Consider the following 23,769-nt stretch of genomic DNA (forward strand, 5'->3'; position numbering starts at 1 on the left):
GGTCGCCAACCGCGAGTCGACGTACCCGATCAACTACGTCGTCATCCACGTCACCCAGGGGTCGTACGCCGGCTCGATCAGCTGGTTCCAGAACCCTGCCTCGCAGGTCAGCGCCCACTACACGATCCGCTCCTCGGACGGCGCGCTCACCCAGTCGGTGCGGGAGAAGGACGTCGCCTGGCACGCCGGCAACTGGACCTACAACACCCAGTCGATCGGCATCGAACACGAGGGCTACGTCAGCCAGCCCTCCTGGTTCACCGACGCCATGTACCGCTCCTCGGCGGCGCTGACCCTGCACCTCTGCGACAGGTACGGCATCCCGAAGGACCGGTCCCGGATCATCGGGCACAACCAGGTGCCCGGCGCCACCCACACCGACCCGGGGCCGCACTGGAACTGGACCTACTACATGCAGCTCGTCACCGGCTCGACCCCACCGCCGACCGGCTGGTCGCAGACCGTGGACAACTCCACCGCCGGCCGGTTCACCGCCGGCACCGGCTGGGGCACCTCGACATACTCGTCCCAGAAGCAGGGCGCGGACTACCGGTTCGCCGACCCGGTCGAGTCGAGCGACCCGGCCTGGTACAGGGTGGCCGTCCCGGAGACCGGCAGCTACCGGGTGGAGGCGTGGTATCCGGACGACCCCGGCTACAACAGCTCGGCGCCGTACATCATCGCCACCACCACCGGCAACCAGACCGTCTACGTCGACCAGCGCTCCGGCGGCGGCGCCTGGCGCAACCTCGGTACCTTCACCCTCGCCGCCGGTGACGCGAACAGGGTGGCGGTGAGCCGGTGGACCGGCGGCACCGGCCTGGTCATCGCCGACGCCATCCGGGTCAGCCGGGTCTGAGGTGTAAGGAAGGGCCCCCGCTTATCGTTTTCTGTTGTAGCGGGGGCCCTTCCTTACACACACACCTAGGCGAGGTCGCGGCGGTGGAAGGCGGTGAACGCGGCGCCGACGGCCAGCACCGTCAGGCCGAGCAGCACCACGAGCCCGGCCGGCCAGAGGATCGAGTACGACGGGTCGCAGGAGCCCGACCCGACCGATCCGGTGCAGTCACCGGCCAGCCCCCAGAGCCGGATCTCGCCACCGACCCAGGCGATCACGTAACTGCTCAGCATCAGCGTGTCCGGCCGGGCGACGTCGACGATCCCCATCACGATCCGGCCGCCCGCCTCCCACAGCACCGCGTACCCGGCCGCCACGCCGAGCGCCGCCGAGGTGTGCCGACCCAGCGTGGCCGTGGCGAAGCCCAGCGCGGTCACCATCAGCACCAGCAGCAGTCCCCGGACGACGGTGACCGTCAGATCGGTCCAGAACGCGCTGTCCGGGCTGCCGGGCAGGCCGCGCACCTCCGCGATGAGCCGGAACGTGCCGAGGTAGAGCGCGACGGAAACCACCGACAGCCCCAGTACGCCGGCCAGCAGCGTGCCGAGCTTGGTGCCGAGTACGACCATCCGGCGCGGGCGCCAGAGCAGCAGGTTCGTCATCCCGCCGGAGGTGAGTTCCGCGCCGATGTAGGAGGCGCCGACCAGGAAGCCGAAGAGGCAGAGGAAGCCGACCAGGAAGTACGTCAGGTCGAGGATCTGCCGATCGAAGACGAAGACACCGGTGAGGAAGTCGGACGCGTCCACCCGGTCCGGAGCCAGCTCGGCGCAGCCGGCCTGGTACTTCAACTCCAGCTCGGGGTCGCCGCTGCGGCGCGCCGACAGGCAGTCGGCGTACCAGCGCACCGCCTCCGCCCGCTGCCGCTCCGCCCGCTCCTCGGCCACCCGGATCTCCACCGCGTTGGGCTGGTGCGACCCGGCCAGCGTGGTGGCGACGGTGACCCCGAACGCGGCGGCCAGCAGCACTACCATGAGTTGCACGAAGCGGCGCGCGGCGAGCCGGCCGAACTCGGCGCGTACCAGCCTCACGACTCCGCCCTCCCGCCGTCGTCGCTGACGCTGATCTCCAACGGGTCGTCCGGCGGGTTGTCCGGCCGCACCGACTCGTCCACCTGGCGGGGCACCCCGGGCCGGGGGCGGGTGCCCGTCAATTCCAGGAAGACGCTCTCCAGATCGGGGGTGAGCGGGGTCAGCTCGCGCAGCCAGACCGCCTGCTCGCCGAGGAGCCGGCTGATCCGGGCCGGATCGTCCACCTCGGAGACCACCAGGTGGTCGGCGTGCACCGCCACCGGCAACCCGGCCGCCCGGACGAGTTCGGCCGCCCTGGGCCGGTCGTCGGCGGCGACCCGGACCCGGAACTCGCGCTGGTCGAAGCCGGCCAGCACCTCGCCGACCGGGCCGGCGGCGACCCGCCGGCCCCGGGAGATGATCGTCACGTGGTCGCAGACCTGCTGGACCTCGCCGAGGATGTGGCTGGAGACCAGCACGGTGACCCCGGCGGCGGCGAGCTCGCGCATCAGGTCCCGCATCTCGCGGATGCCCGCCGGGTCCAGCCCGTTGGCCGGCTCGTCCAGGATCAGCAGCTCGGGCCGTTTCAGCAGCGCGGTGGCGACCGCCAGCCGCTGCTTCATGCCCAGCGAGTAGGACTTGACCCGCTCGTCGGCCCGGTCCCGGAGCCCGACCCGGGTCAGCACCTCGTCCACCCGGGCCGGTGCCACGCCACCGGCGATGGCGAGCAGCCGCAGCGCGCGCCGGCCGGTGAAGTTGCCGAAGAACTGCGGGCTCTCCACGATGGCCCCGAACCGGTCGACCACGGCGGGCAGCCGCTGCGGCGCAGGCTCGCCGAACAGGGCCATCCGGCCGCTGTCCGCGCGGACCAGCCCGAGCAGCGTGCGCAGAGTGGTGGTCTTGCCGGACCCGTTCGGGCCGAGGAAGCCGTGCACCTGACCAGGCTCGACGAGCATGTCGAACCCGTCCAGCGCGGTCCGGCGGCCCCGGCGCACACTGCTGAACGTCTTGCGCAGGCGGTCGATCTCGATCACCGCAGGCACGTCGTACCTCCCCGCCGAGTGACATCCGACACGGCGTCCCAGCCTAAGGCCCGGACGCTGCCCGCAGGGGGAGCGCCGCTGCGTGGTTGGATGGTCGGGTGCGTGATGATCCGGTTTCCGTCCCCGCCGACGCCGGCTCCCCGGCACCGGTACCCCCGGACGTGGTGATCGACTTCCACGGGGTCGCCGTACTCCGTTCCGGCACCGCACTGCTGCGTGACGTGACGTGGCGGGTGTGGCCGGACGAACGCTGGGTGGTCCTCGGGCCGAACGGCGCGGGCAAGACGACACTGCTCAACCTGGCGGCCGGACGGTTGCACCCGACCAGTGGCCTGGTGCACGCGCTCGGCGAGCGGGTCGGGCGTACCGACCTCGCCGAGCTGCGTACCCGGATCGGGTTGACCACGGCGGCGCTTGCCGAGCGGATCCCCGGCGAGGAGCGGGTCCGCGACGTGGTGCTGACCGCCGCCTGGTCGGTGGTGGGTCGCTGGCGTGAGCGGTACGACACGATGGACGAGACGCGGGCCAACGCCCTGCTCGACCAGCTCGGTGTGCTGCCGCTGGCCGATCGCTCCTACGGGACCCTCTCCGAGGGCGAGCGGAAGCGGACCCAGATCGCCCGCGCGTTGATGACCGACCCGGAGCTGCTGCTGCTCGACGAGCCGGCGGCCGGGCTGGACCTCGGCGGCCGGGAGGACCTGGTGGCCCGGCTGGCCGGGCTGGCCCACGACCCGGACGCTCCCGCGATGGTGCTCGTCACGCACCACGTGGAGGAGATCCCGCCGGGCTTCACCCACGCCATGCTGCTGCGCGAGGGCGGCATCGTGGCGCAGGGCCCGCTCGCCGAGACCGTCACCGGCGAATACCTTTCCAAGACCTTCGGGGTGCCGCTGGTGGTGGAGCGCTCCGGCGACCGCTACACGGCCCGCGCCGCCTGACCGGCACCGCCCGAGCCACCTGACCGGCGACCGCTGCACCGCCCGCGCCGCCTGACCGGCACCGCCCGAGCCACCCGCGTCGGAGCGAGGGTCAGCGGGTGGTGGCCGGTGCTGTCGCTGTCGCGCTGCGGATCATCGGGAGCAGGGTGTCGGCGGCCAGGGTGATCTGGGCGACCGCCGACTGGGCGTCCCGGGGCGGGACGAAGACCACGGCGTCGGCGCTCGCCTCCCGGAGCCGGGCCACCGCCGTCGCGCACTGCTCGACGTCGCCGGCCGTGGTGAACCGGTCGAGATAGTGCTCGGGCAGCGCCGCCGCCAGCGCCTTGGCGCCGGACGAACCGGCCAGCATCGAGGTGATCTCGTCGGCCAGGTCGGCGTCGGCCGGCGGCAACGCCCAGCCGCCGGCGAGCTGGGCGGCGAACTCCCGGCGGGCGCTGCCCCGACCCTCGTCGAAGTCGAGGTGGGCGTAGACGGTCAGCCGGTGGTCGTCGGTACGGCCGGCTTCCCGCCGCCCCTCGTCGATCAGCCCCCGGGCCCACCGCACGTACGCCGGATTGGCGCCCTCGGCCAGGATGGTGCCGTCGGCCACCCGGCCCGACAGCCGCAGCGACTTCTCGGCACGCACCCCGGTGGAGATCGGGGGCGGCTGCTCCGGCGGGAACTCCAACGCCACCTCGCGGAGCCGGGCGTGCCGGCCGGCGACGGTGACCCGTTCCCCGGCCAGCAGGGCGCGTACCGCCGCCACGGTCTCCGCCAGCACCGCCAGCGGCGACGGGTGGGCGGCGCCGACCTGTCGGACCCAGTCCGGCACGCCGTGACCGAAGCCGGGCAGGATCCGCCCCGGGAAGAGCCGGGCCAGGTTGGCCAGCTCCATCGCGGCCACGGCAGGATTGCGGAACGCCGCCGGCAGGATGCCGATGCCGATCCTGAGCCGGTCGGTCACCGCCGCGGCGACGGCGGCGCTGGAGACGCCGCCGCCGAAGAAGCAGTCCTCGACCACCCACAACTCGTCGTAACCGAGCCGCTCCACCAGCCGGGCGTACGCCGGAAGCTGCTCCGGGGCGTTGTCGCAGCGGTACATCACGCCGATCGGCATCTGACCCATGTCTGGCAGCCTGCCAGACGACACCGACAACGGCCGGTTCTAGACTCGACCCGTCGCCGAATCGGGAGGTGCCGCCGGTGAGCCGGCCTCGGGTCGTAGTCATGGGCAGCGCGAACATGGACCTGGTGGTCACCACCGGTGCCCTGCCGAAGCCGGGCGAGACGGTCTTCGGCACCGATTTCGTCATGGTGGCCGGCGGCAAGGGCGCCAACCAGGCGATCGCGGCCACCCGGGCCGGTGCCGACGGTGCCCTGCTCGGCGCGATCGGCTCGGACTCGTTCGGCGTGACGCTCAAGGCCCGGATTTCGGCCGCCGGGGTGGACACCGAACGGCTCCGGGTGGTCTACGGCTCCTCCGGGGTGGCGGTGATCACCGTCGACGCCGAGGGCGAGAACACCATCGTGGTCACCCCGGCCGCGAACTCGGCGTTCACCGGCCTGACCGAGAGCGAGCTGACCGCCGTACGCGAGGCTGACGTGCTGGTCGCCCAGCTGGAGATCCCGGTCGGCACGGTGACCGCGGCGGCTCGGGCGGCCCGCTCCGCCGGCGCCCGGGTGCTGCTGAACGCGGCGCCCGCCCAGCCGGTACCGGTCGAGCTGCTGGACTGCGTCGACCTGCTGGTGGTCAACGAGGCCGAGGCGCGGGCGATCACCGGACACGGTCAGGAGGACCCGGCGGCGCTGCTGGCCGTGGTGCCCCGGGTGGTGCTGACCTTGGGCCGGCACGGCGCCTGGTACGGCGACCGCGAGGGCACCGCCGTGCACGTACCCGCGGTCAAGGTGGACCTGGTCGACTCGACGGGTGCCGGTGACGCCTTCACCGGTGCGCTGGCGGTGGCCTGGGGTGAGGGCCGGGAGCCGCTCGACGCGGTGCGTTGGGCGAGCGCCGCCGGTGCCGCCTGTGCCCGCCGGCTCGGCGCCTCGGTCTCGCTGCCGCTCCGGTCCGAGATCGACTCCCTCTACGCCCCCGGAGATTGAGCCCGGCCGCGCACCCCGGGGCTGATGTCGGCTGCGCACCGCCCCGGGGGTTGATCGGAGGGCGCACGATGGAGGCATGGTGCGATTCGTGCTCAACCTGCTCTGGCTGATCTTCGGTAGCGGCATCGCCCTCGCCATCGGGTACGGGATCGCCGCCCTGATCTGCTTCGTGCTGGTCGTGACCATCCCGTTCGGCGTCGCCGCGCTGCGACTGGCCTACTACTCGCTCTGGCCGTTCGGCCGGACCCTGGTGGCGAAGCCCGGCGCCGGGCTCGGCTCGGGGCTGGCGAACGTGCTCTGGGTGGTGCTGGCCGGCTGGTGGCTGGCACTCGCGCACATCGTCGCCGGGATCGCGCTCTGCGTCACGATCATCGGTATCCCGTTCGGCATCGCCAACTTCAAGCTGGTCCCGGCGGCGTTCTGGCCGCTCGGCCGCGAGGTGGTGGAGGTCGACGACCTCCGCCGGCCGGGCGTGGCGCCCACCCCGGCGAGCTGACGCCGACGGCCCCCGGGTGGCATCCGGGGGCTCACCGCCACTCCAGGAACACCATGTCGGACGTCAGGCCAGCACCGGGGATCGGGATCGTCCTTCCGCCCGGCGCGGTCGACACCACCCGGAAGTCGGGCTGCTGCCCCGGCTCCCCGTACCGGTCGTTCGGGGGGTGCACAGCGACGACGAACCTCGTGCCGTCCGTGGAGACCAGCATCCCCTGGGCCACGGTCCAGCGATCCGGGCCGACCACGTCGATCGGAGCACCGACGGTACGACCGGATTGGGCGTCGACGGCCTGGAAGGACCCGGACGAGGCGCGGCACAGCAGCAGACTGTCGTCGATCCAGCCGACGACGCCGAGACAGTCGCTGGCCAGGGTGGCGTTGCGGGCTGACGTCGCGGTGAGCGAGCCCGAGGAGTCCGGTACGTCGAAGACGTTTCCGAAGACCTTCGGCACGCTCGCCGTGAGGCGGCGGCTGTTCGGCGAGAAGCGGACCATGTCCGCCTGGACGGCGCGCGGGGGCTTCCCCGAGACGGTCAACGCGAGACCGTGCCCGGCGGCGGGCCCCTCGTCCGAGAGGCGGTGGTCTCCCTCGACGGCCCGGGAACCGATCCGCCGCTCCCCGGACCGGGTCGTGTAGGTGAACCACACGCTGCCCCCGTCGGGCGACATAACGGCGTTCTGCTCGTCGTCGCTCGTGGCGTCGTCCAGGCGCACGATCTCGTCCTGGCCGTCGTCGTGCTGCACGAAGCCGGCGTACGTGCCCTTGCCGCCGGGGTCCCGGAGCACCACCGCCATCCGGGTGTATCCGAGGTCGAAGAGGGAGCGGATCCGGGGCACCAGATGCTCCAGGCTGTCCGCGCGGTAGGGAGACGAGGTTTCGGAGCCCTGTTGTCGGCAGAGATCCACGAGGGGGCTGCTGACCGCCTCGACGCCGGGAACGTTGCTGAAGGCGGCGTCGGTCGGGATGGCGAAGAGCCGCTCGTCGAATCTCTTCCAGTTGTCGGGATCCCATGCCTCCACGGCAACCGCCGCGTACCGTCCCCCCAGCAGGCAGCTCGCGGTGATGACGCTGCCCTTGCGGGTGAACGGGGTGTCGGGCATCGGGTAGGCGTCGTTGCCCTGGTAGGCCACCGGCGGCTCCGGATCTGGCTTCTTCCCGCCCGGCCCGGAGGTGCAGGCGCCCAGGCACAGGACGGCCAGCAGGACGGTCGCGGTCCTCCTGGTTACGGCCCGCCGCATACCGGATCCTGAGGCTGCTGGTGGCACGGCGTCCAGGGAACCGAGCCGAACAACCACTTCTGTCGAGGGTTCGCGGGGGCCGACTCGGTACGGATTCGGATGGGCTCACCCTCGCTGTCCTTCAGCGGGACGTACTCCTCCTTGTTGTGGGCGTCCACGTAGTGGACCTCGATCCCCCACTCGCACGACTGGCCCGGCGGTGCGATCGCCTCCACCCTGAGGCCGCCCGAGGGCTGACCTCCACCGACCTCGATCATCCGGGTGCTGAAATAGGGCTTGCCCTGCCCCTCGGTCTGGTCGGTCAGGACCGGCTCTCCGGCGCGCGGCGGAATGTGTAGCTGGACGCCCTCGTAGGGCACGCCGCCTTCCGGCGGGTAGAAGACAGCGGCTCTCGCGGTGCTTTTCTCGCACCTGACGTCGACGACTCTCCAGTCGTCGACGAGCACGGGATATGCGCGGGTGCTCAGAAAACTGATCTTGAATATGTCGGCGAGCTCCATGTCGTCGGACGGCTGTCGTCCTGCGGACCCTGCCTTCGCGTGTTCCAGGACGGACTCGTACGCCAGCGGACGGCCGCCCAGACCCTGGAGGTACGCGAAGGCGTGCGAACCGTTCCTGGACGTCATCTCCCTCGTTTCCCCGGCGGTCAGTTCCCGGTCGAGGACCATGACCCAGTTGGCCGGCTCGCTTCGCTCCGGCTGCACGGACACCGCGAAGGGCGGTTGTTCCGCGTCGTACGCCTTCTGGGAATCGTTCTCCTTGTCGACAGTCCGCCCGATCTGGAGATATGTGAACCCTGCCGCGAGTATCGCGGAGAAGACGCTGGACGCGACCCACACCAGCACCCACCGCCGCTTCCGGCGGGGGGAAGCCGTGGGCTCCACCCCGAGTTGCTCGAGGACAATGCCCCGATAACCGTCGCCGGTGTCGTTACCGCTGCCTGCGGGACTCCGCTGCGGGGCGGGGTCGGGGGTCGAATCCCCGTCGGGGTTCCGTCGCGCCGTCGGTTCCGGCGGGCCGGCGCTGTGCCCGACAGGCTCCGGCTCCGGGGACCCGCCGAGTGGGGCGGACGCGGTCATGCCTGTTCCTCGACAGAGTCGGTGAGAACGGCCGGACGGAGACGCGGGGCGGAGCCCATAACCGTCATGGTTGTCGACTCTATGGTTCGCCCGCAACGGACGGGAGATGACGAACCTCGATTTCCCGACGGCTTTCCGACACCGGATCCAGGATGCCGGGGGTACTGGCGGCGCGGCCGGGTCAGCTGGGTCCGGTCAGGGCCCGGCGGTTGCGGCGCAGGAAGTCCTGCTCGACCGTGTTGCCGGTCAGCGCGGCGGCCGCGTCGTAGGCGGCGGCTGCCTCGGCGGTACGGCCCAGCCGGCGCAACAGGTCGGCCCGGACGGCGTGGAAGACGTGGTAGGTGTCGAGGTCGAGGGCGTCGACCAGGTCCAGTGCCGGGGCCGGCCCGGCGACCTCGGCGAGCGCTACCGCGCGGTTCAGCGCCACGACCGGGCTCGGAGCCAGTGCCATCAGGTGATCGTAGAGCCGCAGAATCTGGCCCCAGTCCGTCTCGGCGGCGGTCGGCGCATCGCTGTGCACCGCGTTTATCGCCGCCTGGATCTGGTACGGCCCCGGCCGGTCCCGCCGTAGGCAACGCCGGACGAGGACCTGCCCTTCCGTGACAAGCCGCCGGTCCCAGCGGCTACGGTCCTGCTCTGCCAGGCGTACCAGGCCGCCGTCCGGACCGGTGCGGCTCGGCCGGCGCGACTCGACGAGCAGCATCAGGGCGAGCAGCCCCAGCACCTCCGGCTCGTCCGGCATCAGGTCGGCGAGCAGCCGGGCGAGCCGGATCGCCTCGACGGCGAGGTCCGGCCGGTCGAGCCGGTCGCCCGAACTGGCGGTGTACCCCTCGTTGAAGACCAGGTACAGCACGGCGAGTACCCCGGGGAGCCGGTCCGGCAGGTCAGCCTCGACCGGCACCCGGTACGGGATGCGGGCGGCCCGGATCTTGCCCTTCGCGCGTACCAGTCGCTGTGCCATCGTCGGTTCGGGCACCAGGAAGGCGTGCGCGATCTGCGCGGTGCTCAGCCCGCCCAGCAGGCGCAGGGTCAGCGCGACCCGGGCTGCGGGGGAGAGCGCCGGATGGCAGCAGGTGAAGATCAGCCGCAGCCGCTCGTCCGGCACGGGATCCTCCTCGTCGGGTGTGCTGCCGGCGTACGGTGCCGGCTCGTCCGGGGTGTGCAGCAGCGCGGCCTGGGCGTGCCGTTCCGCCCGGGTGGACTCCCGGCGCAGCCGGTCGACGGCCCGGTTCCGGGCGGTGGTGATGATCCAGCCGGCCGGGCTCGGCGGCACCCCGTCGACCGGCCAGCGGAGGATGGCGGTGGCGAAGGCGTCCTGTACCGCGTCCTCGGCGAGGTCGATGTCGCCGAAGACGCGGATCAGGACGGCGACCGATCGGCCGTATTCGGCGCGGAACGCCTGCTCGACCTCGGCGACGGTCGCCCCGGCGGGTGGTTCAGGCACCGGGTGGATCGCAACTGTCGGCCTCGTCGGCCAGTGGCCGTACCTCGATCGGCAGCAGCCCGATCGCGCGGGCGAGCTTCGCGCCCCACTCCAGCGCGGCGTCGAGGTCGGAGGCCTGGATGACGGTGAAGCCTCCGAGGTGCTCCTTGCCCTCGGTGTACGGCCCGTCGGTGACCAGCACCTCGCCGTCACGCGGCCGGAGCACCGTCGCGGTGCTCGCCGGGTGCAGACCGGCGGAGAAGACCCAGGCACCGGCGGCCTTCATCTCCTTGTTCAGGGCCGCCAGGTTCGCCATGATCGGGTCGAGGATCTCGGGGCCCGGCGGGTCGCCGTCGCCCTGGTAGATGCTGAGCAGGTACTGCTGCATGTCCGCGAACCTCCCGGTCGGCGCCGCCGGCACCCTGCCGGCGGCCTCTCCACCTCTACACGTTCGGCACCCGGCAGAATCGACACACCGCCGCACGGATTTTCCGCGCCACCCGGCAGAGCGTTGAGCAGGGACGAAACGTTTTCGTAACGGGGTCTTGACGAGTCGCGGACAGCGGAGCAACGTTCCGCCTCGGCCCGGCGAGCCGGTAGCCGGGAGGGGAAGGTGGGTCAGCATGAGGAGCGGATCGGGCCAGGTCCGGGTGGCGGTGGTCGGCAGCGCCAACCTGGATCTGGTGGTGTCGACTCCGACGTTGCCGCGGCCGGGCGAGACGGTGCTCGGCGGCGCGCTGCGGACCATTCCGGGCGGCAAGGGCGCCAACCAGGCGGTGGCGGCGACCCGGGCCGGGGCGCGGTGCGACTTCCTCGGCGCGGTCGGGCGGGACGGCTTCGCCGACCAACTCCGCGCCAACCTGGCCGACGCCGGGGTGGACCTGCGGCGGCTGCGTACCGTGCCGGGGCCGTCCGGGGTGGCCCTGATCGCGGTGGACGCCGACGCGGAGAACCTGATTGTGGTGGCACCGGGCGCGAACGCCGAGCTGACCAGCCTGGACGCGGACGACCGGGCCGCCGTGGTGGCGGCGGACGTGCTGCTGTGCCAGCTGGAGGTGCCGCTGCCGGTCGTCACCCAGGCGGCCCGGTGGGGCCGGAGTGCCGGTACCACAGTGGTGTTGAACGCCGCACCGGCCCGGCGGCTGCCGGCGGAGCTGCTCGACGCGGTCGACGTGCTGGTGGTCAACCAGGTAGAGGCGGCGACGGTGGCCGGACTGGCCGCCGACACGGCGTGAACGCGACGATCAGCCACGCGTACGACGCCGCCGGTCGCAAGACCGCCACCTACGAGGGAGCGGTCGGCACCGGAAAGCTGCTGAGCCAGTGGGACTACGACCAGGAACTACTGGGTGCTCTCTCCGCCACCAGCCGGTTCGTCGAGGACGCGACCTTCACCACGTACTACACCGCCTACGACGAGTTCTACCGGGCACGGGCCACGTACTACGAGGTGCCGGCGGCGGCGGGCGACGAACTGGCCCGCGTCTACGACTTCGGAGTGATGAGCCCTTTTCATCCTGCGTAGTGGTTGGCTTCGACGTGGTGCAGGACGAGGATGGCCTGCACGGTCGTGGTGGCGCGGCGTGGGCAGCAGCGCAGCTTGGCCAGGATCTTCCAGGTCTTGAGCGTGGCGATGGCTCGTTCGCCGCAAGCACGGATTCTCGTGTGCGCCCGGTTGACCGCCTTCTGCCGGTGTGACAGCTTCGGTCGGAAGCGGTGCCGCTTGAACGGCGTGCGCACGCTGCCTCGGGCGCCCTGGTAGCCCTTGTCGGCGAAGGTCATCACGTCCGCGCTGGTCAGCGCGTCGATGATGCCGTGGATGCGGGCGGCGGTGAGGTCGTGTGTCGAGCCCGGCAGTGCCGGTGAGGCCCACACGAGCCGACCGGCTGGATCGGCGATGACCTGCACGTTCACGCCGTGCCGCTTGTGTTTGCCGGCGAAGTACGGCTTCTGTTCGGCGATCCGGTCGATCGGAATCAGCGTGCCGTCCAGGATCGCGTACGCCAGGCGTCGGATGCGCCGCATCGCCGCGGCCAGGTCCCCAGCGACCGCGGTGAGCAGGGCGATCGCTTCTTGCACGTACCGCCAGGCGGTGGTGACACCGACGGCGAACCCGGCGGCGAGCCGGGTGTAGGTGTCACCGTTGCGCAGGTGGGCCAGAGCGAGCAGCGCCTGCCGGCCCGGCGCGAGACGCCGCCAGCGGGATCGATGCTGCTTACGGTGCGCTCGGATGAGGTCGGCGAGGTGGTTCAGCGTCCGGCTGGACAGCGGGATCGTGGAGGGGTAAGACAGCACAGGCGAGGCTCCCGGTCGGGGCATCGGGTCTTGGTCGACTGCTGTCTTACCTGGAGCCTCGCCCTCATCGATCTCCGGGTGCGCCGCACCCACCCTGAGCTGCAAGGTCAGGTTGGAAGGGGCTCGATGTACAACCGGGACGGGACGGTCCAGTCGACCGGTATGTCCGACGGCGGTGGGTTGCCGTTCGAAAGCATCGCCTACACCTACGACGACCTGCAACGGTTGACGTCCTTCACCAGCGACGACCCGTACCTGACCCACGTGGACTACTCGGGGACCGGCGACGTCCTGCAGTCCGAGGTGTCGTTCGGAACGAAGAGGGTCTGGTCGACGTATGAGTTCGAGCAGGGCACCAAGCGGCTGAGCCGGCAGCGGCTCGACCGGAGCGCGGCACCGATCGTCGACATCGATGCCCGCTATGACTACGACCCTGCCGGCAACATCAAGCGGATCGCGGACACGCCGAGCGGTTCTCGGGATGTCCAGTGCTTCAGCTACGACTACCTGCGCCGGATGGAGCGGGCCTGGACCTCGGCCAGCACCGCCACCGACCCGTGTGCCGGCGGCCCGACCACCACCGGTGTCGGCGGGATCGCCCCCTACCACCACTCCTACACGTACGACCTTGTCGGCAACCGGAAGACCGAGACACAGCATGCGGTGGCCGGCTCGGCGCAGCGGACGAGGAACTACGAGTACCCGCAGCCGGGGCAGCCGCAGCCGCACACGTTGACCCGGATGACGGAGACGGATGCGACCGGAAGCCGGCTGCACGACTACGACGACTCCGGCAACACGACCAGGCGTAACGCGCCGGGCAGGGACCAGACGCTGGTCTGGGACGCCGAGGGCAATCTGGCCTCGGTGACCGAGGCGGGCAAGACGACCAGCTTCGTCTACGACGTCGACGGCTCCCGGATGCTCCGCAAGGAGCCCGGCGCGACCACGCTCTACCTGCCCGGCATGGAACTGCGGCTGGACCACACCACCCGGGTCGTCGACGGGACCCGCTACTACCAGGTCCCGGGTGGCGCCACGATCGTCCGCCGGATCAACGGGCTGTCGTACGTCGCTCCGGACCACAACGGCACCGGGCAGGCATCGGTCGACGCTGCCGGCGGCGTGGTGCACAGGCGGTCGACGCCGTTCGGTGAGGAACGTGGCGCTCAGCCCATCCCTGGGCAGTGGCCCTCGGAGAAGGGGTTCGTCGGCGGTAACCAGGACTCGACCACGGGCCTGGTCAACATCGGTGCCCGGGAGTACGACCCGGCCATCGGCCGGTTCGTCTCGGTCGACCCGATCATGGACCTCACCGACCCGCAGCAGATGCACGGCTACACCCACTCCAACAACAACCCGGTCACCTTCAGCGACCCCACGGGGTTGAAGTTCGACTGTGGTGGTGGCACGGGCTGGACCAGCTGCACGAATCCCGATGGCAGCACTAGCATCGGCCCTGGCCCGGAGTTGACCGGTGAGCAGAAGAAGCAGTACGACAAGGCGCTCGACGGCATCCGTAAGAAAAACAAGTGTCAGGCGAGCTTCTGGTGCCGCAACGCCGGCAAGATCGGCGTCGCCGCAGGTATCGCCGCGGGCGTGATCGTCGGTGCCGCCTGCACCGCAGGCACATGGGGCGTCGGCACCGTCGGCTGCGCAGCCATCGGCGGCTTCGTCGGCGGCGCAGTCGGTTCCCTCGTCACGAACGCCCTCGACGCCGAAGACGAAAGCGGCTGGCAGATCGCAGGCGAAGCGCTCCTGAGTGGAGCCATCGGTGCTGCGGTTGGTGCCGGCATGGCAATCGTGGCACCGGCCGTCGGTGCTGGGTTGTCAACACTCGCTGGTGGAGCCGGAGTACAGGGAGCCATCGGCGCAGGCCGCGCCGCCGCCAGGCCACTGATGGCCGAAGCCATGGCGCCCATCAAGCAACTCGCCAGTTCCTTTACCAGGCCGCCCGGCGGGTACACAAATCTCCTTTCACCGTCAAACGCTAAGCATATTCTCAAGGGAGATTCACCAACGTCGGGTGGCCATGCTTGGCCAGGTAACCTAGGCAAAAGCACCTTCCCCTGGCATTGGTCTGACAGAAAGATCCTTCACGCCGTCTCGGACATCGTTAGCGACCCCGCCACTGCCCGGACAAATCAGACAGGTACACAGGGTGCCCTCTATACGAATGCGGGAAACCCTGCCAAGTGGCGTACGGAAGCTGTTCGCTTCGGTAAGAAGATCCGAGTAATCTATCAGCCTGCGAGTGGCAACGTGCCTACCGCCTTCCCGCCGAGGTGACGACAGCATGGAGTACATTGAACTGCGACGTAGGGCCGATGACATCGCCCGTGAGGTTACACATCAACTAAGAAATGCGCCGAGCTCCAACGTCGCTCCCGTCGATCCAGCAGACTTCCGGGAGATGGTATGGGCTGGGGAAGCGAAGCTGGGCACTGAGACATTGTGCGAGCAACTCGAGGAGAACGATCTAGCTCTTCCGGGCGAGCTAATACGAAAAATCAAGGAATTTGGCAAGGATGTGGGTGCTGACAAATCTTACCTCAACCGGATGCCCGTCAAATCCGTTGAATAGGAACAGCACGATCAGGGCGAGCCGCCACTGACCCCGGTCCCGGGCCGAGTACGCCAGCGACAGCACACAGACCATCACCACCAGCGGCGGTATCAACAACAGGAAGAGCTGAGTACCGTCGGCCGGCGAGCCGTTCCCGGGTCACGGCGGTGCCGGCTCCGCAGGCGTGCCAGAGGTACGACACCTCGGCGACCGGCACGGTGCGCCCGTTCACGTGGATGCTCTCGGAGGTAACCCGTACCGTGTCGTCCGGTAAGAGAGCGTTACCGTTCCGCGAAGCGCGGCGGCCGACGCCCGGCAACCCCGGGAGAGGGTCGGATTCGGGTCAACCCTTGTTGGCGCCGAGAGTCAACCCGGCGACGAACTGCCGTTGCAGTACGAAGAAGACGATCAGCGTCGGCAGCGCCACCAGGATCGACCCGGCCGCCAGCAGGTTGTAGTCGGTGAAGTAGACCGACCGCAGATTGTTGAGCGCGCTCGTCACCGGCAGCTTGTCGCCGGTCGACATCAGCACCACCGCCCAGAGGAAGTCGTTGTAGATCCAGGCGAATTCGAGGGTGCCGAGCGCGCCGAGGGCCGGCCGGACCAGCGGCAGCACCACCTGCCAGTACTGCCGCCACACCCCGGCCCCGTCGACCGTCGCCGCCTCGATCAGCTCGCGCGGAACGGTGTCCATGTAGTTGCTCAGCACGAAGACGCAGAACCCGGTCTGGAAGGCGACGTGGATCGCGATGATCCCCCAGTACGAGTCGTAGACCAGTTCCGACGGCCAGCTCATCCACCACGGCAGCGGCAGCTTGGTGTACATCAGGTAGAGCGGGGTCAGCACCACCTGCTGCGGCAGCAGGTTGCCGGCGGTGAACAGGATCAGCAGCAGCCGGCCCCCCGGCAGCCGGCGCCGCGAGATCAGGAACGCCACGAACGAGGCGAAGAAGAGCGTCAACAGCACCGCCGGTACGGCCACCAGCAGCGTGTTCAGGAAGTGCCGGGGCAGGTTGCCGCCCTGCCACGCCTGCACGTAGTAGTCGAAGTTCAGCGTCTTCGGCAGCGAGAAGTATCCCTCTGCGGCGGTCTCGGCGTACGGCCGCAGTGACGCGTAGAGCGGCAGCAGCAGCGGGACGAGCCAGCCGAGCGCCACCACCCAGAGGAAGATCCGGATCGCCACCCGCCACGGCCCCACCGGCCGCCGACCGCGCCTGCCGGCAGCCGCAGCAGTCCTACCAGCGGTAGCACCGGTTGCGCCCCGGTCGACGTTCACGCCTCGTCCCCCCGCCGGAAGACCTGCACCAGGTAGACCGCGATGAAGCCGGTCGAGATCAGCAGCAGGATCACCGCGATCGCCGACCCGTACCCGATCCGGCTGGCCTCACCGACGATGTTGTCGGTGACCAGCACCGAGAGCAGCTCAAGGCCATTTCGCCCCCGGTTGATCGCGTAGACGATGTCGAACGCCCGCAGCGCCTCGATGACGGTGATCACCAGCACGATCACGTTGACGGGGCGGAGCGTCGGCAGGACCACCCGGAAGAAGGTCTGCGGCTCGTTCGCCCCGTCGATCGCGGCGGCCTCCTTCAGGGTCGGGTCGACGGCCTTCAGCCCGGCCAGGTAGAGCAGCATGACGTACCCGACGTGCCGCCAGCCGACCAGCAGCAGCACCGACCAGAGGTTTATCGACGGGTCGCCGAGCCAGTCGACCGGGTTGTCGGTCCGGCCGAGGATCGCGTTCGCCGCACCGTAGTCGCGGGAGAAGAGGAGCTGGGCGATGAAGCCGACCACTGCCAGCGAGAGCACCACCGGCAGGTAGAACGCGGTCTGGTAGAAGCGGGTGAACCGCATCTCCCGGTCCAGCAGCACTGCCAGGAAGAGCCCGAACGGGGTGGCGACCAGGCCGAGGAAGGCGAGCCAGAGCAGGTTGTGCCGGACCGCCGGCCAGAACGGCGGGTAGTTGCTGACGATGTTGACGTAGTTGTCCAGCCCGACCGGCCGGATCTCGCCGAGCCCGTCCCAGGAGGTGAAGGACAGCCCGATCGAGGCCAGCGTCGGACCCCAGATCAGCACCAGGTCCAGCAGCAGCGGCAGGCCGAGCAGCAGCCCGATCACCGCGATGTCGCGCGGGGTGAACCGGCCGATCCGGCGCCGTCGTCGCCGGCCGGCTGATCCGGGTACGTCTCCAGCCCGCCCCGCCTCGACCGGCGAGGCCGTCGGAATCGGCGTCGGGATCGGAGTCGGGGTCACCGGCGGAGCCAGCCGCTTCAGGAGGCGAAGATGGTCTTCTTCTGCGCCTCGATCCGTCGACACAGCCCGTCGACGTCGTCAGGTGAGTTCAGGAAGCTCTGCAACGACGGGATCATCACGGTGCTGGCGAAGTCCGGCCGGGTGTCCCGGTCGAGGAACTGGGAGATCTGCTTCGCCCCGCCGACCAGCTCGACCGCCTTGCGCTGAAGGGCGCTGTAGCCGCCGGCATCGGCGCCGTTGTGCGTGCCGACGTTGTTCGGGTCGCTCTTCAGGTACGCGTCCTGCGCCTTGGCACTCGCAAGGTAGCGGAGCAGTTCCTTCGCCCCGTCGACGTTCTTCGCCTTGCTGGAGATCATGAAGCCGTCGATCGGCGCCTCGACCGCGTCCTGTCCGTGCGCCTCGACGATCTGCGGGAACGGGAAGAAGTCCAGGTCCGCCGCGACCTCGCCCTGGAACTGCTGGCCGACGAACATGCCGAGCAGGTACATCCCGGTCTGCTTCTGGCCCAGCGACTGCGCCGCCTCCTGCCAGGTCCGCCCGTTCGCCCCCGGCTGGCAGTGCGGCAACAGCTCCCGCCACAGCGAGAAGACCTGCTTGACCCGACCGTCCTCCCAGGACTCCTTGCCGGCCATCAGACTGACGTGGAAGTCGTACCCGTTGGCCCGCATGTTGATGTAGTCGAAGGTGCCCATCGCGGGCCAGCCGTCCTTGTCGGCCATGGCGATCGGGATCATTCCGTCCGAGTGCATCCGAACGGCCAGCGCCTTGAAGTCGTCCCAGGTCTTCGGGACCTGGTAGCCCTTCTCCTGGAACACGCTCTTCCGATAGAAGACCGCCCACGGGTAGTAGTAGAACGGCACGAAGTACTGCTTGCCGTCGCTGCCGGTGGAAGCCTGCTTCATCGCGGCCGAGAAGTCGCCGCCGATCGACTGCCAGAGGTCGGAGATGTCGGTGGCCAGCCCCTGCGCGGCGAAGTACTGCATCCGGAACCCGGAGAACCAGGTGAAGACGTCGTCCGGCGTCGCCTGGAGATAGCGGGTGATGTTCTCCTGGAAGGTGTTGTGGTCGACGGTGTTGATCTTCACGTCGAGTCCGGCTCCGGCCAGCACCTCGGCGATCGCCTTCTTCGGCACCTCGTCGGAGTAGTTCGAGCCGAAGGTCACCGTCCCGCCGCCGCCGCCCTCGGAAGGCTTCTCGCAGGCCGCCAGCCCGGCCGGCAGGGCCAGCGCGCCCGCCGCGGACCCGGCGGCACCGAGCAGGCGGCGTCGGCTGAGCGGACCCGGCGTGCGGAGGGAGGACATCGGGGGAACGGGTCGGCCGGGCTGTGTAGTCGCCATCGTGTCTCCTCGCCGCCGCTGCGGAAGTGACCGACCACCGCTTCGCAACGGCCGATCCGCGCACGAAACCTGTCGGCAACACTAGGAGGATCGGCGGAAGAGGGTCAAGAACTTAGATCGATTGATGCCTGATCCGGCATCGAGGCTCACCCCTCCGGCTCAGCCCTCCGGCTCACCCCTCGGGGGCGTGCTGCTCGACGGCCCGCTGGACCGCCCGGTAGATCTGCCCGAACCGCAGCGCGTCCGAGCTGCGCAGCAGCATCACCTCGCCGCCCCGGTATTGCACCCACAGCTCTTGCACCTTGACGCCCCGCTCGTACGACCGGTCGAGCCAGTAGAGCGGCAGTTCCAGGAACGGGAGCAGCGCCAGCACCCCGACCACACAGGCCGCCAACACGATCGCGGCGAGCTGCCACTGCCCCCGGTCCTGGGCCGAGTACGCCAGCGACAGCACGCAGACCATCGCCACCAGCGGCGGGATCGACAGCAGGAGGATGAGTACGCCCCGTCCAGCGAGCCGGCCCCGGGTCCGGGCCGTACCAGGCCCCCGGGCGTGCCAGACGTACGACACCTCGGCGACCGGCACCGTGCGCCCGTTCGCGTGGATCGTCTCGGAGGTTACCCGTACCGTGTCGTCCCGGTAATAGAGCGTCACCGTTCCAGCAAAGCGCGGCCTGTGGTCTGCCCGCCACAGTTACGCATGGTCGGATTCGGGTCACCCCGACACGGCGAACCACCGCCCCGGCCGGAGCAGGGGCGACGGCGAACTATCCGCCGAGGACGTCGCCGATGGTCGTGGCGGTGACGGCGCGACGGAGCCAGGTGTCGAGCTGGGCCAGCTCGGTGCAGCCGAGGATCCGCTCACGGGCCTCGGCCGGCACGGCGACACCGCGCCCGTCGAGCACGGTCAGGATTGCCCGCGCCTCGCCCCGCGCCTCGCCCCGCGCCTCGCCCCGCGCCTCGCCCCGCGCCTCGCCCCGCGCCTCGCCCTGCTCTTCGTGACGGGCGGCAAGTTCACGCAGCAGTTCGCTGCGGTATTCGTAGTCCGCGGTGGTGGTCATGAAGGCCTCCCAGCGAGTCCGGGCCGCCGTCGGCAGTCCGGCCAGTACGACGTCATAATACAAGATCGCGGCCTTCGGGCCGACCGTGCGAAGTGCCTCCATCAACGCCGGGAAGGTGGCTTCCACCTGGGCGTCCTGGCCGTGGCAGATGGCCGAGAGCACGGCCAGGGCCGGGTTGCTGCGGGCCACTTCGACGTCCACGACCAGCGGCACGTCGTTCGGGGTGAAGATGAACGGCCGCAGTGACAGGCTCAGCCCGCCGAACTCGAACAGTCCGCGGTAGCGGCGGGCGGTCCGGGAATCGGGGCAGAAGACCAGCAGCGCGGCGTCGACGTCCAGCTCGCTTTCGAGTTGGGCCACGTAGAGCTTCCAGGTGCGGCGCTTGGCGGAGTCCCAGCGACGCTGGATCTCCAGCACCACGGCGAGCAGTGGCCGGTCGGCCGAATCGCAGTAGAGCAGCATGCCGTCCGCGTGGTAGGCGCGCGGGACCAGCACCCGTACGTCGGTGGCGTGCGTGCGGGCGTGGTGGTAGTCGGGGACCTTCACGCTGATGCAGGCGGCATTCCGCCCGCCGAAAGAACCCAGCGACCAAGCCGGACCGCTCTGGCGCGATGACCTTGACCCAGGCGAGTCGGTGGCTCAGATGGAGCTGTTCAAAGGTGCTATCGGGCTGTTCAAGAACCCATCGAGTCATCGCCGCGTGGACTACTCCGACCCCACCGAAGCCGCCGAGACCGTCCTCCTGGCCGACCTACTTCTTAGGCTGCTGCGCAAGATCCCCGAGGGTCCCGTCGCTGGTGAAGGTGCGGACCTCGACGGGGACTGACGGCGGCACCCTGGCCGATGACCAGGGTGCCGCCGACGCCCGGTTGCGGTCGGCGGCTACACCGCGCCCGCCGTGTTCGCCTCGTTGACCGGCACCGCCACTGTCAGCGGTCGATCCGGTCCAGGTCCGGTAGGGGCCGCTCGGCCATTACCCTTCCGGCCGCGTCGTAGCCGACGAGCGTCGGTGGGTCGACGCGCTCGTCAGCCAGGTACCAGAAGAAGAACTGGCCCTCGGCGGGCAGTGCCGGCCGGGTGGTCCCATCGGGCAGCCGCAGCTCGGCCCGGGCCGCGCCGCCGGCGGCGGCCCACATGGTGTGTATCCCGCGGTCATCCGCCGACCCGCCGGTGCTGTGGAAGGGCCCGCTGCCGCTGCCGCGGTTGCGGTCCGACGCCCGTTCACAGCTCCCGCCGGCCAGCCGGAAGTCCGCCGGGGCGGGCCGGTCGAGGGGACCGGGCGGCTCGAACATCGGCGCGATGCAGATGGTGCCGTTCTCGTTCCGGGCGGACCAGACCGACAGGACCATGCCGTCTGGCCCCGGTGCCTGAGCCACCCGCCGCGCCGTCTGGACGTCCACCGAGCCACCGGTCTCCTTGGCCCAGAACGAGAGCGGCCCGGTGAACGAGTCCGGCAGCAGCCCGCTCGCCGTTGCGATGCCTGCGCCCGACGCGAGCAGCCCGGTGGTGAGCGCGGCGGTGAGCAGCAACCGTCGACGGCGGGTTCGCACTCGGGCTGGCGGTGCCGAGTCGGTGGCGGTCCGCAGCAGGCGCTCCAGCGTCGCGTCCCGGGTGGTGGCGGGCCAGTGGTCGTCGACCGTGGTCGCCGGCCGCAGCTTTTCGAGGGTGGTGAGTTTGCTCTGCCTGGTCATGCGGTGCCTCCTCCAGAGAATGGCAGTGGTCTTGGGGTGGTGTCGGTGTACGGCGGCGTGTCCGCCTCGCAGTCGGCCTGTAACCGCCGTCGAGCGCGGAAGAGGCGTACGTGGAAGGCGGGCAGCGAGCAGCCGGCCACCTTCGCCGCCTGCCCGGGCGTCAGCCCGTCCCAGGCGACCAGCAGCAGCGCCTCCCGCTCCCGGGGTGTCAGTGCCGCCAGCCGGGCCAGTACGGCCGCGCGTTCGGTGGCGAGCACGTCGGCCGCGGCGGCCGGCTCCGCGACCTGACGGAACCGCTCCAACTCCTTGGCCAGCCGTGCCTGCCGGTGCCCGGACCGGCGCAGGTTGCCGATCGTGTTGCGGGCGACCACGAGCAACCACGGCAAGGGTTCGTCCGGAACGCTCGCCAGCCGGCGCCAGGCCACCAGGAACGTCTCCGACACCACGTCCTGGGCGGCGTCGGAGTCGAGATGTCGCAACGCGTACGCCATGACGCGGGGGCCGTACTCGGTCCACATCGCCACGAACCGCTGTTCGTCTTCGCTCACACCACGTACTGTCCGGCCACTCCGGAAAACTTACGCGCGGTGCGCCCGCTCACCATCTCCTCGGCTGATGGAACCAGGCGTCGAAGAAGGTGCGATAGCTGCCGGACGCTGCGTTTCTCGGCCAAGCGGACGAAGGTGACGGTCGTCACAATGCTCTCGCAGTTGCGGGCGCACCACCCCGGCAGGATGCGGAAGAACGTCCTGTCGCCGACCATGCCGCAGTGCCAAAAGCGCTGCGACGTCGCTGTCGTAGACGTACAACATCACGTCGAGCGCGGGCATGGTGGCGCACGAGGTGCCGAACGCTTTCGGCGACGCGGGGAGCCCTACTGTATGGCGCTCTTCGTCGTAGACCACTCGGAGAACCTGGCGAAGCCCTCGTCGAGCCAGATGGTCGGCCCTCGCACCCTCGCTCGTCCCACGCTGTCAGGTTCGGCAGCCGCTGAAACCGGTCCGGCGCACTGTGGCCGGCATGCTCAGCCAACTGCCAGCAGCAGTGCTGGCGGTACGCGTTTTCCGCGCAGGGCTCATCGACACGCACAGGAAGGCCGACTCGTCCGGTCCGTCCAGACCACCGTACGACGCCGACAGCGGCCGACCGAGCCACGATGGCTCGGATGACCACTCCGACCCATCACCGTACGTAGCTGCCAGTGCTCGCGTCAGAGGAACTCGCCGCGATCGAATACGCGCGCCTAACCGGTCTCAAGCGCCGGTGAGCGTCATGACTGTCCCTCCACTCCGGTCGGGGCCGGCGTGGTGCGCGCCGGCTCGACGCCGCCGTCGGCCGCCTGCCGGCGCAACTCCCGGTGGATCGTGGTGATGTCCGTCGGCGCGGCGGGGATGACCAGGTCCCGGTGCCGGTCGCAGGGCAACGGCAGACTCTCCTCCGGCTCCCCGAGGTTCAGCCCGAGGCCGATCTCCACGCGGTACGCCCGGTGGCACCCGCAGGTCATGTGGTAGGTCGTGCCGGCGATGCCGTGGGAGGTGTGCTCGACGACCTGTTCGCCGGCGGCTTCCAGCGCCCGGAGGTACCGAACGGCGTTGGCGGCCACCCGACGGTGCCGCTCACGCTGCTCGGGCGAGGTCATGATGTGTCGGACCCGGTCCCTGCCGCCGGGCACCTGGTCGATGGCGGTACGGACCTGGCCAGCCGGCTGCTCCCAGTCCACGCCGAGCCGGGTCAGTTCGCGCAGCGCCGGGCCGAGGTCGGCCTTGCGCGGGAAACCGGCCGGGTGCAGCGGCAGGCGGCAGGCGGTGTGCGTGACGAACCACCCGTTCACCTGCTTCGAGGCGGACAAGCCAGCCGGAAGCTGAATGCCCCGCGACTCGGCACGCCAGGCGGCGGGGTCCTTGGCGGTGGTAGTGGCCACGGGGACTCCTCTCGAAGGGGATCGAGCGGTGCAATTATTGGCTTGCCATTTACGGTCCCACTCGCCGTAGGAAATGGCAAGCCAATATGCCATGATTGTTGGCATGACCCGATGGCCGACCAAGAACTTCCGCCCGAACCCGGTCTACGCCGAGGCGGGCGAGGACGCCGCCGACGAGGCCGGGGTGAGCTTCAACGTGCTGGTGCAGGCGATGCTGCGGGAACTCAGGGCGGACCCGGCTGGCCGGCTCGCGGCGTTGGCGCCGCACATCCAGGCGGTCGCCGCCGAGACGCCGTCGCGAGGACGGCCGGCCAGGGAGAGCCCCGGCCGGAGTCCCGGGGGTTAAGTCAGGCTTGACCCTTCCAGGCGGCTGGTCATCTACGTGGCGTTTTGTGCCCGTCAGGCAGGGCTCCTGCTACCCTGGGAAGCGCAGGACGCC

Annotated in this window: 25 protein-coding genes and 1 pseudogene; 10 read left to right on the top strand and 16 right to left on the bottom strand. The window is 70.2% G+C overall.

Features of this window, described 5'->3' with window-relative positions; all coding sequences use genetic code 11:
• Nucleotides 1-28 precede the first annotated feature (28 nt).
• Nucleotides 29-859: an N-acetylmuramoyl-L-alanine amidase gene (locus O7626_RS05415; RefSeq protein ID WP_278066060.1), complete on the top strand. Its 831-nt coding sequence runs from the start codon at nt 29-31 to the stop codon at nt 857-859.
• A gap of 65 nt (nt 860-924) precedes the next feature.
• Here O7626_RS05415 and O7626_RS05420 read toward each other — a convergent pair whose 3' ends face one another.
• Both O7626_RS05420 and O7626_RS05425 read right to left on the bottom strand, forming a co-directional pair.
• A complete protein-coding gene (locus O7626_RS05420; protein ID WP_278059854.1) occupies nt 925-1,926 on the bottom strand; it encodes an ABC transporter permease subunit in 1,002 nt (333 codons plus the stop codon).
• A complete protein-coding gene (locus O7626_RS05425) occupies nt 1,923-2,948 on the bottom strand; it encodes an ATP-binding cassette domain-containing protein (RefSeq protein ID WP_278059856.1) in 1,026 nt (341 codons plus the stop codon). The genes O7626_RS05420 and O7626_RS05425 overlap by 4 nt, the downstream gene beginning before the upstream one ends.
• Before the next feature lie 98 nt (nt 2,949-3,046).
• Here O7626_RS05425 and O7626_RS05430 point away from each other — a divergent pair, with 98 nt between their 5' ends.
• The gene (locus O7626_RS05430; protein ID WP_278059858.1) at nt 3,047-3,886 is read left to right on the top strand and encodes an ABC transporter ATP-binding protein; all 840 of its coding nucleotides are present in this window, start codon (nt 3,047-3,049) and stop codon (nt 3,884-3,886) included.
• Between the two features lie 91 nt (nt 3,887-3,977).
• On the opposite strand, the gene O7626_RS05435 is transcribed toward O7626_RS05430, so the two are convergent.
• Nucleotides 3,978-4,991, bottom strand: coding sequence for an LLM class flavin-dependent oxidoreductase (locus tag O7626_RS05435; protein ID WP_278059860.1), 1,014 nt, complete (start codon nt 4,989-4,991; stop codon nt 3,978-3,980).
• A 77-nt stretch (nt 4,992-5,068) separates the two neighbouring features.
• Here O7626_RS05435 and O7626_RS05440 point away from each other — a divergent pair, with 77 nt between their 5' ends.
• On the top strand, nt 5,069-5,968 hold the full coding sequence (locus O7626_RS05440) for a ribokinase (RefSeq protein WP_278059862.1): 900 nt from the start codon (nt 5,069-5,071) through the stop codon (nt 5,966-5,968).
• Between the two features lie 76 nt (nt 5,969-6,044).
• A complete protein-coding gene (locus tag O7626_RS05445; protein WP_278059864.1) occupies nt 6,045-6,464 on the top strand; it encodes a YccF domain-containing protein in 420 nt (139 codons plus the stop codon).
• Nucleotides 6,465-6,495: 31 nt separating this feature from the next.
• Here O7626_RS05445 and O7626_RS05450 read toward each other — a convergent pair whose 3' ends face one another.
• The 4 genes from O7626_RS05450 to O7626_RS05465 all read right to left on the bottom strand — a co-directional run bounded on the left by O7626_RS05450 (nt 6,496) and on the right by O7626_RS05465 (nt 10,594).
• Nucleotides 6,496-7,704: a hypothetical protein gene (locus O7626_RS05450; RefSeq protein ID WP_278059865.1), complete on the bottom strand. Its 1,209-nt coding sequence runs from the start codon at nt 7,702-7,704 to the stop codon at nt 6,496-6,498.
• Nucleotides 7,689-8,549: a hypothetical protein gene (locus O7626_RS05455; RefSeq protein ID WP_278059867.1), complete on the bottom strand. Its 861-nt coding sequence runs from the start codon at nt 8,547-8,549 to the stop codon at nt 7,689-7,691. Before O7626_RS05455 ends, O7626_RS05450 begins: the two co-directional genes overlap by 16 nt.
• Nucleotides 8,550-8,964: 415 nt before the next feature.
• Nucleotides 8,965-10,227, bottom strand: a complete 1,263-nt coding sequence (locus tag O7626_RS05460) for an RNA polymerase sigma factor (protein WP_278059869.1) — start codon at nt 10,225-10,227, stop codon at nt 8,965-8,967.
• Complete coding sequence (locus O7626_RS05465) at nt 10,220-10,594, bottom strand: YciI family protein (RefSeq protein WP_278059871.1); 375 nt, start codon at nt 10,592-10,594, stop codon at nt 10,220-10,222. Before O7626_RS05465 ends, O7626_RS05460 begins: the two co-directional genes overlap by 8 nt.
• 235 nt (nt 10,595-10,829) lie before the next feature.
• Between O7626_RS05465 and O7626_RS05470 the strand changes: the two genes are divergently transcribed.
• Both O7626_RS05470 and O7626_RS05475 read left to right on the top strand, forming a co-directional pair.
• Complete coding sequence (locus tag O7626_RS05470; protein ID WP_347404752.1) at nt 10,830-11,441, top strand: ribokinase; 612 nt, start codon at nt 10,830-10,832, stop codon at nt 11,439-11,441.
• Nucleotides 11,438-11,731: a hypothetical protein gene (locus O7626_RS05475; protein ID WP_278059873.1), complete on the top strand. Its 294-nt coding sequence runs from the start codon at nt 11,438-11,440 to the stop codon at nt 11,729-11,731. Before O7626_RS05470 ends, O7626_RS05475 begins: the two co-directional genes overlap by 4 nt.
• Here the strand turns inward: O7626_RS05475 and O7626_RS05480 are convergent.
• Nucleotides 11,719-12,501 (bottom strand): transposase family protein, encoded by a 783-nt coding sequence (locus O7626_RS05480; protein WP_278059875.1) that lies wholly within the window; start codon nt 12,499-12,501, stop codon nt 11,719-11,721. The genes O7626_RS05475 and O7626_RS05480 overlap by 13 nt on opposite strands.
• Before the next feature lie 120 nt (nt 12,502-12,621).
• Between O7626_RS05480 and O7626_RS05485 the strand changes: the two are divergent.
• A pseudogene (locus tag O7626_RS05485) lies at nt 12,622-13,890 on the top strand (RHS repeat-associated core domain-containing protein); the annotation flags it as partial.
• Between the two features lie 907 nt (nt 13,891-14,797).
• Nucleotides 14,798-15,085 (top strand): hypothetical protein, encoded by a 288-nt coding sequence (locus tag O7626_RS05495; RefSeq protein ID WP_278059876.1) that lies wholly within the window; start codon nt 14,798-14,800, stop codon nt 15,083-15,085.
• A gap of 325 nt (nt 15,086-15,410) precedes the next feature.
• On the opposite strand, the gene O7626_RS05500 is transcribed toward O7626_RS05495, so the two are convergent.
• The 5 genes from O7626_RS05500 to O7626_RS05520 all read right to left on the bottom strand — a co-directional run bounded on the left by O7626_RS05500 (nt 15,411) and on the right by O7626_RS05520 (nt 20,264).
• Entirely contained in the window at nt 15,411-16,250 is an 840-nt protein-coding gene (locus O7626_RS05500; RefSeq protein WP_278059878.1) for a carbohydrate ABC transporter permease, read from the bottom strand.
• 89 nt (nt 16,251-16,339) lie between these two features.
• Nucleotides 16,340-17,320, bottom strand: coding sequence for a sugar ABC transporter permease (locus O7626_RS05505; RefSeq protein ID WP_278059880.1), 981 nt, complete (start codon nt 17,318-17,320; stop codon nt 16,340-16,342).
• A gap of 17 nt (nt 17,321-17,337) precedes the next feature.
• On the bottom strand, nt 17,338-18,657 hold the full coding sequence (locus O7626_RS05510) for an ABC transporter substrate-binding protein (RefSeq protein ID WP_278059882.1): 1,320 nt from the start codon (nt 18,655-18,657) through the stop codon (nt 17,338-17,340).
• Between the two features lie 172 nt (nt 18,658-18,829).
• The gene (locus O7626_RS05515) at nt 18,830-19,312 is read right to left on the bottom strand and encodes a DUF6232 family protein (RefSeq protein ID WP_278059884.1); all 483 of its coding nucleotides are present in this window, start codon (nt 19,310-19,312) and stop codon (nt 18,830-18,832) included.
• Between the two features lie 112 nt (nt 19,313-19,424).
• Nucleotides 19,425-20,264, bottom strand: a complete 840-nt coding sequence (locus O7626_RS05520; protein ID WP_278059886.1) for a hypothetical protein — start codon at nt 20,262-20,264, stop codon at nt 19,425-19,427.
• Nucleotides 20,265-20,268: 4 nt separating this feature from the next.
• Between O7626_RS05520 and O7626_RS05525 the strand changes: the two genes are divergently transcribed.
• Complete coding sequence (locus O7626_RS05525) at nt 20,269-20,544, top strand: TIGR02391 family protein (protein ID WP_278059888.1); 276 nt, start codon at nt 20,269-20,271, stop codon at nt 20,542-20,544.
• A gap of 103 nt (nt 20,545-20,647) precedes the next feature.
• Here the strand turns inward: O7626_RS05525 and O7626_RS05530 are convergent, their stop codons facing one another.
• From O7626_RS05530 to O7626_RS05540, 3 genes are all read right to left on the bottom strand, one after another.
• Nucleotides 20,648-21,409, bottom strand: coding sequence for a hypothetical protein (locus O7626_RS05530; protein ID WP_278059890.1), 762 nt, complete (start codon nt 21,407-21,409; stop codon nt 20,648-20,650).
• Nucleotides 21,406-21,957, bottom strand: a complete 552-nt coding sequence (locus O7626_RS05535) for an RNA polymerase sigma factor (protein WP_278059892.1) — start codon at nt 21,955-21,957, stop codon at nt 21,406-21,408. Before O7626_RS05535 ends, O7626_RS05530 begins: the two co-directional genes overlap by 4 nt.
• Nucleotides 21,958-22,679: 722 nt before the next feature.
• Entirely contained in the window at nt 22,680-23,330 is a 651-nt protein-coding gene (locus O7626_RS05540; protein WP_278059894.1) for a hypothetical protein, read from the bottom strand.
• 103 nt (nt 23,331-23,433) lie between these two features.
• Here O7626_RS05540 and O7626_RS05545 point away from each other — a divergent pair, with 103 nt between their 5' ends.
• On the top strand, nt 23,434-23,676 hold the full coding sequence (locus O7626_RS05545) for a hypothetical protein (RefSeq protein WP_278059895.1): 243 nt from the start codon (nt 23,434-23,436) through the stop codon (nt 23,674-23,676).
• Nucleotides 23,677-23,769 lie beyond the last annotated feature (93 nt).

It is taken from the genome of Micromonospora sp. WMMD1102 (assembly GCF_029626265.1).
Taxonomy (GTDB): Bacteria; Actinomycetota; Actinomycetes; order Mycobacteriales; family Micromonosporaceae; genus Plantactinospora.